The 14,679-nt window shown below is 47.9% G+C and carries 11 protein-coding genes; 6 read left to right on the forward strand and 5 right to left on the reverse strand.

Annotation, left to right across the window (positions count from 1 at the left end; genetic code table 11):
* Window positions 1–121 precede the first annotated feature (121 nt).
* Entirely contained in the window at window positions 122–2,740 is a 2,619-nt protein-coding gene (locus MA2_RS09725) for a helix-hairpin-helix domain-containing protein (RefSeq protein WP_079352215.1), read from the reverse strand.
* 439 nt (window positions 2,741–3,179) lie between these two features.
* Between MA2_RS09725 and ompR the strand changes: the two genes are divergently transcribed.
* Window positions 3,180–3,986, forward strand: a complete 807-nt coding sequence (gene ompR / locus MA2_RS09730) for an osmolarity response regulator transcription factor OmpR (protein ID WP_143821826.1) — start codon at window positions 3,180–3,182, stop codon at window positions 3,984–3,986.
* Between the two features lie 188 nt (window positions 3,987–4,174).
* Window positions 4,175–5,314 (forward strand): potassium channel family protein, encoded by a 1,140-nt coding sequence (locus MA2_RS09735; protein WP_158080609.1) that lies wholly within the window; start codon window positions 4,175–4,177, stop codon window positions 5,312–5,314.
* A gap of 73 nt (window positions 5,315–5,387) precedes the next feature.
* Here the strand turns inward: MA2_RS09735 and MA2_RS09740 are convergent, their stop codons facing one another.
* Complete coding sequence (locus MA2_RS09740; RefSeq protein ID WP_067059329.1) at window positions 5,388–6,977, reverse strand: isocitrate lyase; 1,590 nt, start codon at window positions 6,975–6,977, stop codon at window positions 5,388–5,390.
* A 361-nt stretch (window positions 6,978–7,338) separates the two neighbouring features.
* On the opposite strand from MA2_RS09740, the gene MA2_RS09745 reads away from it, so the two are divergent.
* On the forward strand, window positions 7,339–8,376 hold the full coding sequence (locus MA2_RS09745; protein WP_067059331.1) for a LysR family transcriptional regulator: 1,038 nt from the start codon (window positions 7,339–7,341) through the stop codon (window positions 8,374–8,376).
* Between the two features lie 11 nt (window positions 8,377–8,387).
* Here the strand turns inward: MA2_RS09745 and MA2_RS09750 are convergent, their stop codons facing one another.
* The gene (locus tag MA2_RS09750) at window positions 8,388–8,957 is read right to left on the reverse strand and encodes a hypothetical protein (protein WP_067059333.1); all 570 of its coding nucleotides are present in this window, start codon (window positions 8,955–8,957) and stop codon (window positions 8,388–8,390) included.
* A gap of 129 nt (window positions 8,958–9,086) precedes the next feature.
* Complete coding sequence (gene nhaA, locus MA2_RS09755) at window positions 9,087–10,322, reverse strand: Na+/H+ antiporter NhaA (protein WP_067059335.1); 1,236 nt, start codon at window positions 10,320–10,322, stop codon at window positions 9,087–9,089.
* Window positions 10,323–10,855: 533 nt separating this feature from the next.
* Between nhaA and rpmB the strand changes: the two genes are divergently transcribed.
* From rpmB to yghU, 3 genes are all read left to right on the forward strand, one after another.
* Window positions 10,856–11,092 carry a 50S ribosomal protein L28 gene (gene rpmB, locus MA2_RS09760; RefSeq protein WP_067059337.1) on the forward strand — a complete coding sequence of 79 codons (237 nt, stop codon included), beginning with the start codon at window positions 10,856–10,858 and terminating at the stop codon, window positions 11,090–11,092.
* 43 nt (window positions 11,093–11,135) lie between these two features.
* Window positions 11,136–11,291, forward strand: a complete 156-nt coding sequence (gene rpmG, locus MA2_RS09765) for a 50S ribosomal protein L33 (RefSeq protein ID WP_067059339.1) — start codon at window positions 11,136–11,138, stop codon at window positions 11,289–11,291.
* Between the two features lie 208 nt (window positions 11,292–11,499).
* A complete protein-coding gene (gene yghU / locus MA2_RS09770) occupies window positions 11,500–12,291 on the forward strand; it encodes a glutathione-dependent disulfide-bond oxidoreductase (protein ID WP_067059341.1) in 792 nt (263 codons plus the stop codon).
* 107 nt (window positions 12,292–12,398) lie between these two features.
* Here the strand turns inward: yghU and MA2_RS09775 are convergent, their stop codons facing one another.
* On the reverse strand, window positions 12,399–14,498 hold the full coding sequence (locus tag MA2_RS09775; RefSeq protein WP_067059343.1) for a catalase: 2,100 nt from the start codon (window positions 14,496–14,498) through the stop codon (window positions 12,399–12,401).
* Window positions 14,499–14,679 lie beyond the last annotated feature (181 nt).

The following is a 14,679-nucleotide window of genomic DNA, read 5'->3' on the forward strand; positions in this document are numbered from 1 at the left end:
ATAGGCGTCAAGGGGTTTTTTAAAAAATTTGCAAAAAGTTGGTTTTTTTTGCTTGGTATAAAATTACCGCCCTTGTGGACGATAATTTTTGACTATTTGACTTGCCTATCTGTTGAGTGAGCTATTCAGATTTACGTAAGCCTGCTTGTGCCAGTAGTGCACCCAAGGTGCCGATTTTTTGGTTATCGTCGCGTTCAGGTTTTGCACGATTGGGTCGATTGGTAGGTTTGTGGTTTTTGCCTTGTGATCGATTTTCACGTGCTTGGCGTGGCTTGCGGTTGGCGCGTGGCTGCTCGTTGTTGGCATCGGTATCAGGCGTGCGGCGGTTTGGTTTGGTGTTGTCCTTGGCATCGGCTTTGCTTTGGACGTCTTTCATGCTAAAGCCAATGCGCTTACGTGCGGTGTCAAGGCTGATGACGCGTACGCTAACAATATCACCCGGTTTGACGACGCTGAGTGGGTCGCTGATAAAACGGTTGCCCATCTCGGAGATATGCACCAATCCGTCTTGATGAACGCCAACATCAATAAAACAGCCAAAACTGGTGACGTTGGTTACGACACCTTGTAGGGTCATGCCGATGGCAAGATCATCTAGGCTATTGACATCATCACGAAATTGCGCGGTTTTAAACTCGGGGCGCGGGTCGTGCGCAGGTTTGGCAAGTTCATGTTTGATACTGGCGGTATCGATCGGCGCGTCGGCATCATTGGCAGCAAGCAAATTGGTGTCAAGACGGTCAAGCGCGGCACTGTCGCCCAATACCTCTGCTAATGTGGTATTGCTTTTGGCAAGCCAGTTTTTGACCAAGGCGTAATTTTCTGGGTGTAGACCTGTGGCATCCAGTGGTTCATCACCACCGCGAATACGCAAAAAGCCTGCCGCTTGTTCGAAGGTTTTCGCGCCCAATCGTGGTACGTTTTTGAGCTGTTCGCGGTTGGCAAATGCGCCATGTTCATTGCGATAGCTGACGATTTGTTGGGCAACGTTACGATTTAGACCAGCAATATGCGCCAAAATCGCAGGGCTTGCGGTATTGACGTCCACACCCACGGCATTGACGCAGTCTTGGGTGACTTTATCAAGGCTATCGGCAAGTTGATTTTGATTGACGTCGTGTTGATACTGACCTACACCAATGGCTTTGGGCTCGACTTTGACCAATTCAGACAACGGGTCTTGCAAACGGCGTGCAATCGACACCGCGCCACGAATCGACACGTCTAGTTCGCCAAGTTCTTGGCTCGCCAGTTCGCTTGCTGAGTATACCGACGCGCCTGATTCATTAACCACCACAGGTACGGCGGTGAGCTCAGGGTTTTCTGCCAATATGGTTTTGATGAGGGCATCGGTTTCGCGGCTCGCCGTGCCATTACCGATAGCAATTAAATCAACATGGTGGTCTTTGAGCAATTGGGCGATGGTGGTTTTGGCTTCGTCGACTTTGTTGTCGGGCGCAAATGGATATACGGTTGCCACCGCAAAGCTGCCATCATCAGCTTTGGCAACGTGTCCTAGGCTATCGACGACGGCCATTTTGACACCGTGGCGAATACCAGGGTCTACCCCCAAAATCACACGCTGACCTGCAGGCGCTGCCATCAATAGGTGTTGCAAATTGTTGGCAAATACGTCGATGGCATCGGCTTCTGCGCTCAGGCGTTTTTCGGTCAAAAGGCGGTGCTCGATGTGTGGACGCCATTTGTCTTGCCACAGCTTTTTAGCAACGTGAGTTAAAAATTCGCGGCGTTCGCTGGGTTCGGCGTTGTCAATGCCAAAATGCGTGCAAATTTCATGGATAAAGCGTTGGTCAATCGCGGCTTCATCATCGGCGTTTGCAGCACCTTTGACCGTAAGACCAAGCACGTTATCTTGCCGTCCGCGTAGCATGGCAAGCAAACGGTGATTGGGCAATTTGGCAAGGCTTTCGCTGTGGTCAAAGTAGTCTTTATATTTTTCGCCAACCTCGCGTTTGTCTTCGCTCGCCAATTGACTATGAATAAAGGCCATGTTGCCAAATTCGACGCGCAAACGGTCAAGCAAGTCTAAGTCCTGCATCCATTCATCAAGAATAATTGCTTCGATACCTTGGCGTTGGCGCGCATCATCGCTAAAATCGGGGGTTTCATTGGCAGTGATGTCGGTATTTGCGGCTTGGGCGTTGCTATCGTCAGTGATAGGCACGCTTGGCGTCGGTGGTTGATAATTGGCAAGGGCATCGGTTGGGCTAATGGCTTCCTGTAAAATCGCCTCAGCAATCGGCTGCAAACCTGCCGCTTTGGCTTGACTTGCCAATGACCGACGGCGCGGACGGTACGGCAAATAGATGTCTTCTAACGCCAATTTTGAGGTGGCAGCAGCAATCCGCGCGCGCAAATCGTCATTGAGTTTGCCTTGTGATGTTAGCAACGTCAGAATTTTTTGCCGACGTGCCGCCATGTCGCGCTCAAAATTAAGCTGTTTTTCAAGCGCGCGCAACTGTACATCGTCTAGCCCTTGGGTTTGCGCCTTGCGATAACGCGCGATAAATGGCACAGTCGCCCCTTCATCGTACAAACGCGCAAATGCGGCAACTTGCTTGGGCTGCAATGCCAAATTTTGCGCCAATTTGGCATAGATTGCCTGCTGGCTGACAGCATCTAGCGCACTATCGTTTGGGTGGGCGGTGCTTTTAACCTCAAGTGGGTTGGTGTCTGATTTGGTGTCAAGCGTTGGCTGGTCGATGGTCGGTGAATTCATAAGGTCTTCGTTGGGTTGCTGTGGGTCACGCGCCCGTTTTGGTCAATCGTGGCAAGTTTGCGCATTTTGGTTGATAAAATCAGCTAAAAAACACGTTTGATTGGCGCAAGTCTTGCTCGCATTTTGACTGCTGCCTCTGCCAAAAGGCAGGGGATTGTTTGAATAGCGTGAAATGAGTATAGCAAAACTTAACGCGTCTCACAATTGCCTTATATCCACCGCTGAACGTTGCAGGTTTATACAACGCGTGATAATAAAAATTTGCCAGCCTACACCATTCCCGATATTTTTGTGGCAGATTGATGGGAGCAGGCGGTTGTGTTTTTAACAAGTCCGCGCATTGGTTTAGCAAAATCACTACAGCATGGCAGGCGGTTTTTTGTTATAAGCATAGTTATCTTGTCTATATTTTGCTTACAAAACCAACAAGGAGGCTGGCATGCCCAATGCTACTGATAATCCAATTTCAATAACAGATACCACGCCCCAAACCCATGAAACCAACGCCACGCCTGCCAACGGTTCGCATGATTTGAGCCAACGTATTTTGGTAGTCGATGATGACGCGCGCTTGCGTGCCTTGCTGCAGCGTTTTTTGGAAGATGATGGCTATATTGTGCGTACAGCGCATGATGGCAGCCAAATGGATAAATTGCTGCAACGTGAGCTGTTTTCGTTGATTGTGTTGGATTTGATGTTGCCAAATGAAGATGGCATCAGTATTTGCCAACGCTTGCGTGCAGAAAACAGCGATATCCCTATCATCATGCTGACTGCCAAAGGCTCGGATGCTGACCGTATTGCAGGGCTTGAGGCAGGTGCGGATGATTATTTACCCAAACCATTTAACCCCAAAGAGCTATTAGCGCGTATCAAAGCCGTGTTACGCCGCCAAAGCCGTGAACTACCGGGCGCACCCAGCCAGCAAATTGAAGTGGTAACCTTTGGTCCATGGTCGTTGGATTTATCAACGCGCACGCTCAAGCGTGATGGCAACGTTGTTACGCTAACGACGGGGGAGTTTTCGGTATTAAAAGCATTAGTGCAGCATCCGCGCGAACCACTTACGCGTGATAAATTGATGAACCTTGCTCGCGGGCGTGAGTGGGGCGCGATGGAGCGTTCTATTGACGTGCAGGTATCGCGCCTACGCCGCTTGATTGAAGACAACCCCTCACAAGCACGTTATATCCAAACCGTGTGGGGCGTGGGTTATGTGTTTGTGCCCGATGGAGCGGCAAGCTAAATTTTTGCCCAAATAAATCCCAGTTATGTGTTTGCAAACTGGGATTTTTGATCATCCAATTTCGGCATTTTATTGGCGTGGAATCATTATTCTGCGCTTGTCTTGCCCTTGTTCGGCGTTTACAATAACAGCCAATTTTGTATGCGTTTAGCTGCTATTTTGGCATGGCTAAACAACCCGAAAATATTATGACAAAATCGTCCTCCGCCCCGTCTAATCAACAGTCAAGCACGCCAAATGCACACGCTCATGACCTGCCTACCACGACCGCGCAAGTTGTCTCTGAGCTAACGACTGAAGATGCAAGCGTTGATACAACCCATCAATCGCGTTGGCAGTGGTGGTCACTGGTGCGCCTTACGTCATTGGCGCCTAGATATTATGCCTACGCTTATTTGGCGTGCTTACCACTGTTTGCTTGTTTATACACGTTATTGCCGTACGTCGTGTTTAACCACACTGACTTAACGTTTTGGGACAATCTGTATTTTAGCGCGGTGACGATTACCACCTTGGGCTATGGTGATATCACGCCGCTAAATACGTACACACGCCTATTTGCGATGGCAGAGGCTATTTTGGGTGTGGTGTTGGTGGGGCTGTTTTTAAACTCGGTGTCGTATTCGCGTCAAGAGCAGGTCAAGGCTAAAATTGACGCGCTTGAGCAACGCAAAGCATTGGCGATGGCGTTTTCACGCTTGCGTAATCATGACGGCTTGATTGCGCTCAACATGAATATTTATCTTAACCGCGTCAATCAGCTGTTGGGCGTTGAAACCAACGCCACGCCAGCAGATATCAACAATCCATATACTTTGCCAACTTGTCGCGCGTCCAATATTCAGCTTAAATCAACGGGCTTGTGGGGGATTTATGAGCCGATGCCCTCACCGTTTACGTTTTCTAGCTTAAAAAGCCTGTTTGAGGCCTCAACACGTCTAACCGATGATCCAAGCAAGCCCAAAGTTTGGTATTATTATCAAGCGCACGATGATTTGATTGCCAGTATCGAAAATCTATTGCGTGAAGCGGACTTATACCGCTGGCCAAAGCTTGAGATGCTATGCGCCAACTACTTAATCGATGCCAAACGCTATAGCTCCAGCAGCTATGTGTTGGCGCAGCCTACCTCTGAGATGCAGCTTGAGCATATTCAAGCCCAACGCCAGCGCGATATGCAGCTCATCGGTGCGCAAGATGAACCCGTTTCTCTTGCCAAGGATAACAGCCTTAATCCGTATATTATTTTGTACATGGGTATCAAAACCACATTAATTTTTATCGAAGAATTTCAAAAACGTTATCAAGAGATCATGTTGTCCATGTAAGTTTTTAAAAATTTTCAGCACAAAAAAACGCTCCCATTGACAGGAGCGTTTTTTTAAACCGTCAAGCCAAATATCAGTGACCAAACTGATTTGAGGTATTTTTGCTACCGCCTGCTTTAAGCGCGTTTTCACCTGAGAAAATCTCTTTGTGGTCATCGCCGATATCAGAACCTGCCATCGCTTGGTGCTTAACTGCGGCAACGCCTTCGCGGATTTCTTTACGCTGAACCTCTTCAACATATGCCAGCATACCTTTATCACCAAAGTAGCCTTTTGCCAGTTGGTGAGTGCTCAAGGCAGCTGTGTGGAACGTTGGCAAGGTGATCAGGTGGTGGAACACGCAAGCTTCGCGCGAGGCATCAGCTTGGAAGGTACGTGCTTTGTCATCTGCCGCTTTGTCAAGCTCTGTGCCATCATAATCCGCTGACATCAAATGATTCAGGTCATACGCTGATACATCTTTGCCTTGTTTTTGCCAATCGGCGATGACTTGTTTACGGAAGTTAAGCGTCCAGTTGAATGACGGGCTGTTGTTATAAACCAGTTTTGCGTCTGGCACTTGCTCAACGATGCGGTCAGTCATTGACTTGATATGCGCAACGTCTGGTGTTGGGGTTTCAATCCACAACAAGTCTGCACCGTTGTTCAACGCGGTCACACAGTCCAGTACGACGCGGTCAATATTGGTACCCTCACGGAATGAGTACAAACCGTTTGGCATACGTACAGGGCGCACCAATTTGCCATGGCGTTTGAGCAATACGTCGTTTTCATTGGCTTCGTTGATGTCAATTTCTTCAACTTCTAAGAAATCAAGGTACTGTGATGCCAAGTCGCCTGGTTCGCGTGATACAGGCAGTTTTTGGGTCAAAGATGCGCCTTCTGAGTCCGTACGCGCTACGATCACCCCATCATCAACACCCAATTCTAAAAACGCATAGCGGATCGCGTTGAGTTTGGCGATAAAGTCTTCGTGTGGTACGGTGACTTTACCATCTTGGTGGCCGCATTGCTTGGCATCAGACACTTGGTTTTCGATTTGGATAGCACATGCGCCTGCTTCGATGATTTTTTTGGCAAGCAAATAAGTGGCTTCTTCGTTACCAAAACCTGCGTCGATATCGGCAATGATTGGCACAACATGTGACTCAAAGTTATTGATTTTATCCATGATCGCTTTCGTGTCTTGTCCTGCTTCTTGGGCAGTCTTAAGCTCACGGAAGTAGTCATTTAATACTTTGGCATCGGCTTGACGCAAGAACGTGTAAATTTCTTCGATCAAGGCAGGCACGGCAGTTTTTTCGTGCATAGATTGGTCAGGCAACGGGCCAAACTCTGAACGCAACGCAGCAACCATCCAGCCTGATAGATAAATGTATTTGCGCTCAGTGGTGCCAAAGTATTTTTTGACCGCGTACATGGTTTGCTGACCGATAAAGCCGTGCCACGCGCCCAGTGATTGGGTGTATTTGCTTTTGTCAGCATCATAAGCTGCCATATCACGGCGCATGATGTCGGCGGTGTATTTGGCAATGTCGAGGCCTGTACGAAAACGGTTTTGGACAATCAGGCGCGCTGCATCATTGGCATCAATATTTTGCCAGTTAGAATATTTTTGTTTTAGTGCCTTGATATGCTCAACGGCAGATACATAATTGTTCATGCGTTACTCCTTGCTATTGTGATTCCACTTATTAAAAAGTTTATGTTAAACAGGTTTATGATGGATTGAGACGATGGTGTTACACGCTTGTACCACGTCTTAACCATCATCCTTTATCCAATCTAACACAATTGCCAAGCTAAAGCTGCTCAACCTACTCAACCTACGCGTTCAGCGTGACTGTGAGATCAGTGTCTTGGCATGGGTTTACAATAACAAGGCTGGGATAATTTAGCCAATTTATGTTTCTTATGTTTGGCATTTTTAAAAATTATAGTATAATTAAATCAAAGATTTTAGCGGCTAAAGTAGACCTATAAAGCGGCTATGATAAGCGTTTTGGTGATGTTAAAGGTATAGTATGAATTTACAACGTGTCGATTTGAATTTATTGGTGTATTTAGACGTCCTGTTACGTGAAAAAAACGTCACACGCGCGTCTGAACAGTTGGGTATCACCCAACCTGCCATGAGCAACATTTTGCGCCGTCTGCGCAAGTTATTCAATGACCCGTTGTTGATTCGGTCATCTGAGGGTATGACTCCCACCGAACGCGCGCTTGAGCTACAGCCGCGTGTGCGTGAGCTGTTGTCGGATTTGACGCATCTGCTTGAGCCACGCACCGAGTTTCGCCCTTACACATCCAACCGCGTGTTTCGTATCATGGCATCGGATTATGCCGAAGCCACTTTGGTACCGCGACTGGTCAAAACCTTGCGCAGTGAAGCACCCAACGTGGTGCTCGACTTTTTGACCCCATCGGACGTGTCTTACCGCGACATGGAGCAAGGACGCGTGGATTTGGCGATTAACCGCTTTAACGAAATTCCGCAAAGCTTTCATCAGGTGTTGGTTTGGCGCGATACGTTTAGCTGCTTACTATCTGCCGATAGCCCGTACGTACACCGTTTTAACCTCAAAAACTACTTGAAGGCACAACACGTCTGGGTCTCCAAAACAGGCATGGGCGTAGGTTTTGGTGTCAATCCCGACAAGTCAGGTGGCTTAGGGTCGATTGACGCGGCGCTGCAGCGTTTGGGGCAAAAACGCCATATCAGCGTCTTCACGCGGCATTATCAAATGCCTGCCATGTTGGTTGCCAATCGCGACTTGATCGCCACTTTGCCCACACGGGTCGCGCGCATGCAAGCCAACAACGCGGATATTGTGATTAAAGAACCGCCGTTTTTCATCCCCGAATTTGAGCTAACCATGGCATGGTCGCCGCTGCTACAACACCATCCTGCCCACCGCTGGCTGCGTCAGTTAATTTTGCATGTCGCCCGTCAGCTGATCAACGAGGAAAAGCAAATCGCGCCGATTCAAGATGCCCTGTTTGATGGCTCACTGCATACCCAAGCGCTTGAGCTTGAAGAAATCGACCCCGACCGTCGCTAACGCTCAACCAATCAGCACACGCGGCGTACAGTGACCTGATGTGCCGCAAGCCCCATGTGCCCATAATCACCTGCCGCGCTGACTGCCCCTTCTACACAAACAGGGAACGTCTTGGCGGTGCTGGTTTGTCCCAACTGCGCGGCATAGTCTGCCAAGGCGTGGTTGGGATCAAACACATGATAGCGGATATTGCCCGTATCCAGCTCGGCTTGCTCAAGCGTTTGGTGATAAATACCCGTTAGTCGCGTCAAACCATCAGCGGTCAGAGGCGCGCTGGTGCCTTTGACAGGCGCGGCAAACGCCAATGGCTTGGCGGCATAATTTGGCGTATCAAGCATGGCTAAGCGCTGCCCCATTTGGCTTGGTGGCTGATTGTGCAGCAAAATGCTCGCCTGCGCAATCGTGCGCCCAACCAACATCACCGCAGCAACCAACAACAGCAAGCCAACCAATGCCGACAACAAACCGCCTTTAAAATGGTCACGCGGTTCATGGGTATCTAAATATCGTAGATTATGCTGGTGCAAATCATGCCCGTGAACACCATGCGATGAGTGATTTGTTATTTGCTGACCTGCCATAAAATTCACCTATTTTGTTTACCTTTAGGTTAAGTTTTAGCGTTTTTGATCACGCTGATACTGCCACACTTTAGCACAAAACCGCGCTCAACCACGCAAATCGCGCACAAAAAACTGTCCCTTACGCACCTACTCAACCACACGCAAACGCGGTAACACCTTATTGAGCCACACATAGCCCAGCACGCCTGCGACCAAAGAACCTACCATAATGCCAAGACGCTCATCAAACGCCTTATCGCCTAACTCACCAAACGCCAGTCCGCCGATAAACAGGCTCATAGTAAAGCCGATCCCGCACAACAACGCCACGCCAAGCACCTGCGCCCACGTCACTCGCTGCGGCAAACTTGCCATGCCTGTGCGCACACCCAACCAGCTAAACAACATCACACCAATCGGCTTACCCAGCACCAAACCTGCCGCAATACCCAACGGCACCGAATGCGTCAATTGGCTCAGACCGCTGCCGCCAAGCGCGATGCCTGCATTGGCAAACGCAAAAATCGGCAAAATAATAAAATTCACAGGCGCGTGTAGAGCGTGCTCAAGCTTTGACAACGGTGAATTGTCCTCATCAAGCGTTGGCTGTGACGCACCGTTTACATCTTGCTGAACGGCTTTGTTGCCCATCGGAATACACAATGCCAACAGCACACCTGCAATCGTTGCATGAATACCCGACTGCAGCATTGCCGCCCACAGCACCACGCCGACCAACAAATACGCCCACAACGCCCGCACGCCCATACGATTAAGCCCCCACAGCATTGCCAATGCCAATGCTGCTACACCCAGCGCACCCCACGACAGCCCTGCCGAATAAAACAGCGCAATAATCAAAATCGCGCCGATATCATCAAAAATCGCAATCGATGCCAAAAAAATCTTTAGCGACGCGGGCACACGCGCACCCAACAAGGCAATCACCCCAAGCGCGAACGCAATATCCGTTGCCGACGGAATCGCCCAACCGCGCAGCAGCGACGCATCATGCTGATTAAATCCTACATAAATCAGTGCAGGCACCAGCATCCCACCGACCGCCGCCAACGCAGGCAACACGATGCGCTTGATATCCGACAGCTCACCAACCAGCATTTCGCGCTTAAGCTCAAGCCCAACCAACAAAAAAAACACCGCCATCAAGCCATCATTGATCCAATGCAACAGCGATAGCCGGGCATCTATACCGCCTAGCGCAAACCCAAGCGGTATATGCAGCACATGCGCATACCAATCATACGCCGCGCTGTTTGCCACCACCATCGCCAGCACCGCTGCAACCGCCAATATGATGCCCGATGCCATGTCACTTGCCAGCCAGTCTTTGATGGGATTAGATGAAGAAGTCGATTGCGCCATCGAAAAATCCTTATGGTATTAATCAAGTCATGATAAAAGCTTCTGCGTAAACAACCAGTTAGCAGCGCGATATTAAGCCAAATTAAAAATCATACCATGCTGGGCTCAAAAGTAAACCTATATCGACCAAAATTTTGTTCACTTAGACACAATTTGCCAGCCTTTTTACTCACCAAACAATCAACGCCAATAACCAAAAAAATGCCGCGTATTCTTGCAATTAAACCACCCACCGCAACATAGCCTATTTTTATCAGTATAACCAAAAATCAGGCATACCAAATCAAATTAAATCTTGAATTTCAATGTCTAATATGGTATAAATAGCGGCTTTAAAAATTTTGGTCAGCGCCTAAGCAAACAGCCGCATCATGGGCGACAAAAACCGATTTTTGTTTGCTTTATTGCCAATCTGTTTTGTTATCTGCGCTGACCACAACCAGATATTTGCAATCGTTTTGCCGCACGCTTGCGATTGCCAACTATAACCGACTTGCATGGGCTTGCCCGTGCGTACTGTCTAGGAGCTCGCCATGTCTCGTGTTTGTCAAGTGACTGGAAAACGTCCTGCCGTGGGCAACAATGTTTCGCACGCAAACAACAAAACCCGCCGTCGTTTTCTGCCTAACCTGCATACCCACCGTTTTTGGGTTGAAAGCGAAAACCGCTTTGTGCGTTTGCGCTTAACCCCAAAAGGTATGCGTATCATCGATAAATTGGGTATTGACCAAGTGCTTGCTGATATGCGTGCACGCGGTGAAAAAATTTAACCCACTTATTCAGATCGAATTGCTAATATAAGGAGCGATTGCCATGCGTGATAAAATCAAACTGGTATCGACTGCAGGTACAGGCTACTTCTACACCACCACCAAAAACAAGCGCACGATGCCAAACAAAATGGAAATCAAAAAGTTTGACCCAGTAGCGCGTCAGCATGTGGTTTTCAAAGAAGCCAAAATCAAATAAGCTTCACGCTATTTGAACTAAGCCAGCCCAATAGAGTGTGCTGGCTTTTTTATTATCATTTTTAGCCATTTGGACTTATTTTAATCATTTATCCAAGACGGTAGCAAAACTTCAACCATTGCTCACCAAAAACTTGCCCATCGCACGGTATTTAACGCTACTATAGGGTGGCTTTTTTATCATTCATGCAACAACAAGAGACCTTGACATGAGCTACACTCCCCCAAACGTATGGGCACCTACAAGTACCACCGCTAGCGAAAACGGCGGCAAATTTGCCGCGATCAACCGCCCAACCGCAGGCGCGACCCATAAGCAGCACCTACCACACGGTGATCAACCCTTGCAGCTATACAGTCTTAATACGCCCAATGGTATTAAAGTTAATATCCTGCTAGAAGAACTGGCAGATTTGGGCATTGCAGGCGCAGCGTATGATGCGTTTAAAATTGACATCATGGCAGGCGATCAGTTTGGTACGGACTTTGTTGCCATTAACCCAAACTCCAAAATTCCTGCGCTGATTGACACCACCACCAACCCACCACAAAAGCTATTTGAATCGGGCGCGATTTTGTTGTATCTGGCAGAAAAATTTGATCAATTTTTGCCCGCTGACCAACGCGCTGAATGCTTATGTTGGCTGTTTTGGCAAATGGGATCTGCACCGTATGTTGGCGGCGGTTTTGGTCATTTTTATGCTTATGCCCCTGAAAAATTTGAATATGCCATCAACCGCTTTACCATGGAAACCAAACGGCAGCTAGATGTACTCGACCAACACTTAGCAACCAATCGCTACCTGTGTGGCGAGGCGTACAGCATTGCTGATATGGCAATTTGGGCATGGTACGGACAGCTTGCGCTGGGCAAGTTGTATGACGCGGCGAACTTTTTACAGGTACAAGATTATGTCCATCTACAACGCTGGGCAACCGCTATCGCCGAACGCCCTGCGGTCAAACGCGCCTGTGAGGTGGTTTTACAACCCATTGCATAAGTTAATCATAATAAACGTCTGTCTAAATTTTAGTGATAAAAAACCCAGTCATGATAACTGGGTTTTTTTTACGGCTTAGCTTTTTTGCGACTTAGCTTAGACAATGCTTAAGCTAAATCACGCACTTTAGGCTCACGCGCCCATTCACGCGATTTGGCTTTTTCGATGAATGTATCGACTTCTTTGAGTGGTACGGTGCTATCATCTTTTTCGATATGGAACGGCTGCAAGATGAATTCATCTGTTGCACCACAGTACGCAATCGCTTTTAGATGCGCATAAGCATCGTTGAACCATGTAATAGCCGCACTGTCTTTTGCTAGTTTTTTGGCTTGCTCAGGCATAATGATGCTCACAACAGCGTCAAACAACACTGAAGGTGAACCTGCCAATTGACCATCCGCTTTTACAGCTTCGCCATTATTGAGTTTGATGTGCAATTTTGGTGCAACGATGAATGGTGTCGCACCCGCTGCTTTAATGGCATCTTGGTACTTGTTAAGCATTTCGGCATTTGAATCGTCAGCCACCAAAATACCGACTTTACGGCCTTCAAGCGTTGGTTTGGCTTTACCAATCAACTGTGTGGCAGGTGACAATGGTAGGTCTTGCACAGGTACGATAGGCTTAATCGGCTCTGGTAACTCAGTCATACCCAAACCTTGCGCCACACGTTTACCCAAATCTTCATCAACGGTCAAAAGCTGAGCAACCATACGCTCACGGATATGCGGCATTTCAACTTTGCTGAGCTCGAACACGGCAGCAGACGCAATGTGGGCTTGTTCAATCGCGGTTTGGCTGCGGTAGAACATACGAGGCTGGCTGTAATGGTCAGCAAATGATTCTGGACGAATACGACCTTTCACACCATCGTTTTGTTGCATAAGTCGTTCAGCGTATGACTTAAAGCCAACTTGCTTGTTCTCTTGTGGCGCGCTGGCATCAATGCTTTGTGGCTGATAGCTCGCACGGCTATTCTTTGGCACTTGCATTTGCATATGGCCGTCACGTTGGTAATTGTGGAACGGACATTTTGGTTGATTAATTGGAATCTGAGCAAAATTTGGTGAACCTAAGCGTGATAATTGCGTGTCAAGGTAGCTAAACAAACGTCCTTGCAGTAACGGGTCATTACTAAAGTCGATACCTGGCACAATATTAGCAGGGCAGTAGGCGACTTGCTCGGTTTCAGCAAAGAAGTTGTCAGGATAACGGTTTAGCACCATTTTACCAACAATTTTCAAAGGTACCAATTCCTCTGGGATTAGCTTGGTGGCATCTAGATGGTCAAATGGGAATTGTTCTGCTTCTTCGGCAGTAAAGATTTGCACACCAAAGTCCCATACCACTTCTTCGCCATTTTGTAATGCTTCAAATAGATCACGGCGATGGAAGTCAGGATCGGCACCCGAAACTTTCACAGCTTCGTCCCAAATATGCGATTGCAGCTGCAAGCGTGGTCGCCAGTGGTAACGGAAAAAGACGCTCTCACCTTTGGCATTAACAAAGCGGTAGCTGTGAATACCAAAACCTTCAATCATTCGCAAGCTACGTGGAATACCGCGATCACTCATTGCCCACAAATAGTTATGCAGTGTTTCTGGATTTAGTGAGACATAATCATATAGCGTGTCATGTGCCGTCGCCGCTTGCGGATAACCGCGATCTTGCTCCATTTTCACTGCATGGACAAAGTCTGGAAATTTGATCGCATCTTGGATAAAGAAGATCGGCATATCGTTACCGACCAAATCCCAGTTACCCTCTTTGGTGTACATCTTGACGGCAAAACCGCGCACGTCACGGGGCGTATCAATCGAACCTGCGCCACCTGCCACCGTAGAGATACGGGTAAAGACGGGAGTTTTTTCGCCAACTTCGGTCAATACTTTAGCAGTGGTGTATTGCTCAAGTGACTCAGTTAATTCAAAATAACCGTGCGCCGCCGTACCTCGAGCGTGTACCACACGCTCAGGAATGCGCTCATGATCAAAGTGGGTGATTTTTTCGCGTAAAATAAAGTCTTCTAGTAGTGAAGGCCCACGGTTACCTGCAGTTAGTGAATTTTGGTTATCAGCGATGACAATACCTTGTTGTGTGGTTAGATTTGGTGCTTGACCATCGGTATATTGATGAGTCTCACCGCCGTTGCCGTATTCGACGGGAATGTTAGGTGCATCGTTTTGTTGTGGCTTCTGGCTCATAGGATACCCATTGGCTAAATATTGATCAAATTGGTTGTTGTTTTCAAAATCAACGATTACTGGACTAGTTCGCTGATTGATTCATTATATAATTGTTTTTTAAATGTATTGTGACAAAGCGTTAATTCATTTAGTAAATAAGCAAATGTTGAATAGTATGTTTCAAGCAAAAACACTGTCT

Source organism: Moraxella atlantae NBRC 14588 (assembly GCF_001591265.1).
Lineage (GTDB): Bacteria > Pseudomonadota > Gammaproteobacteria > Pseudomonadales > Moraxellaceae > Faucicola > Faucicola atlantae.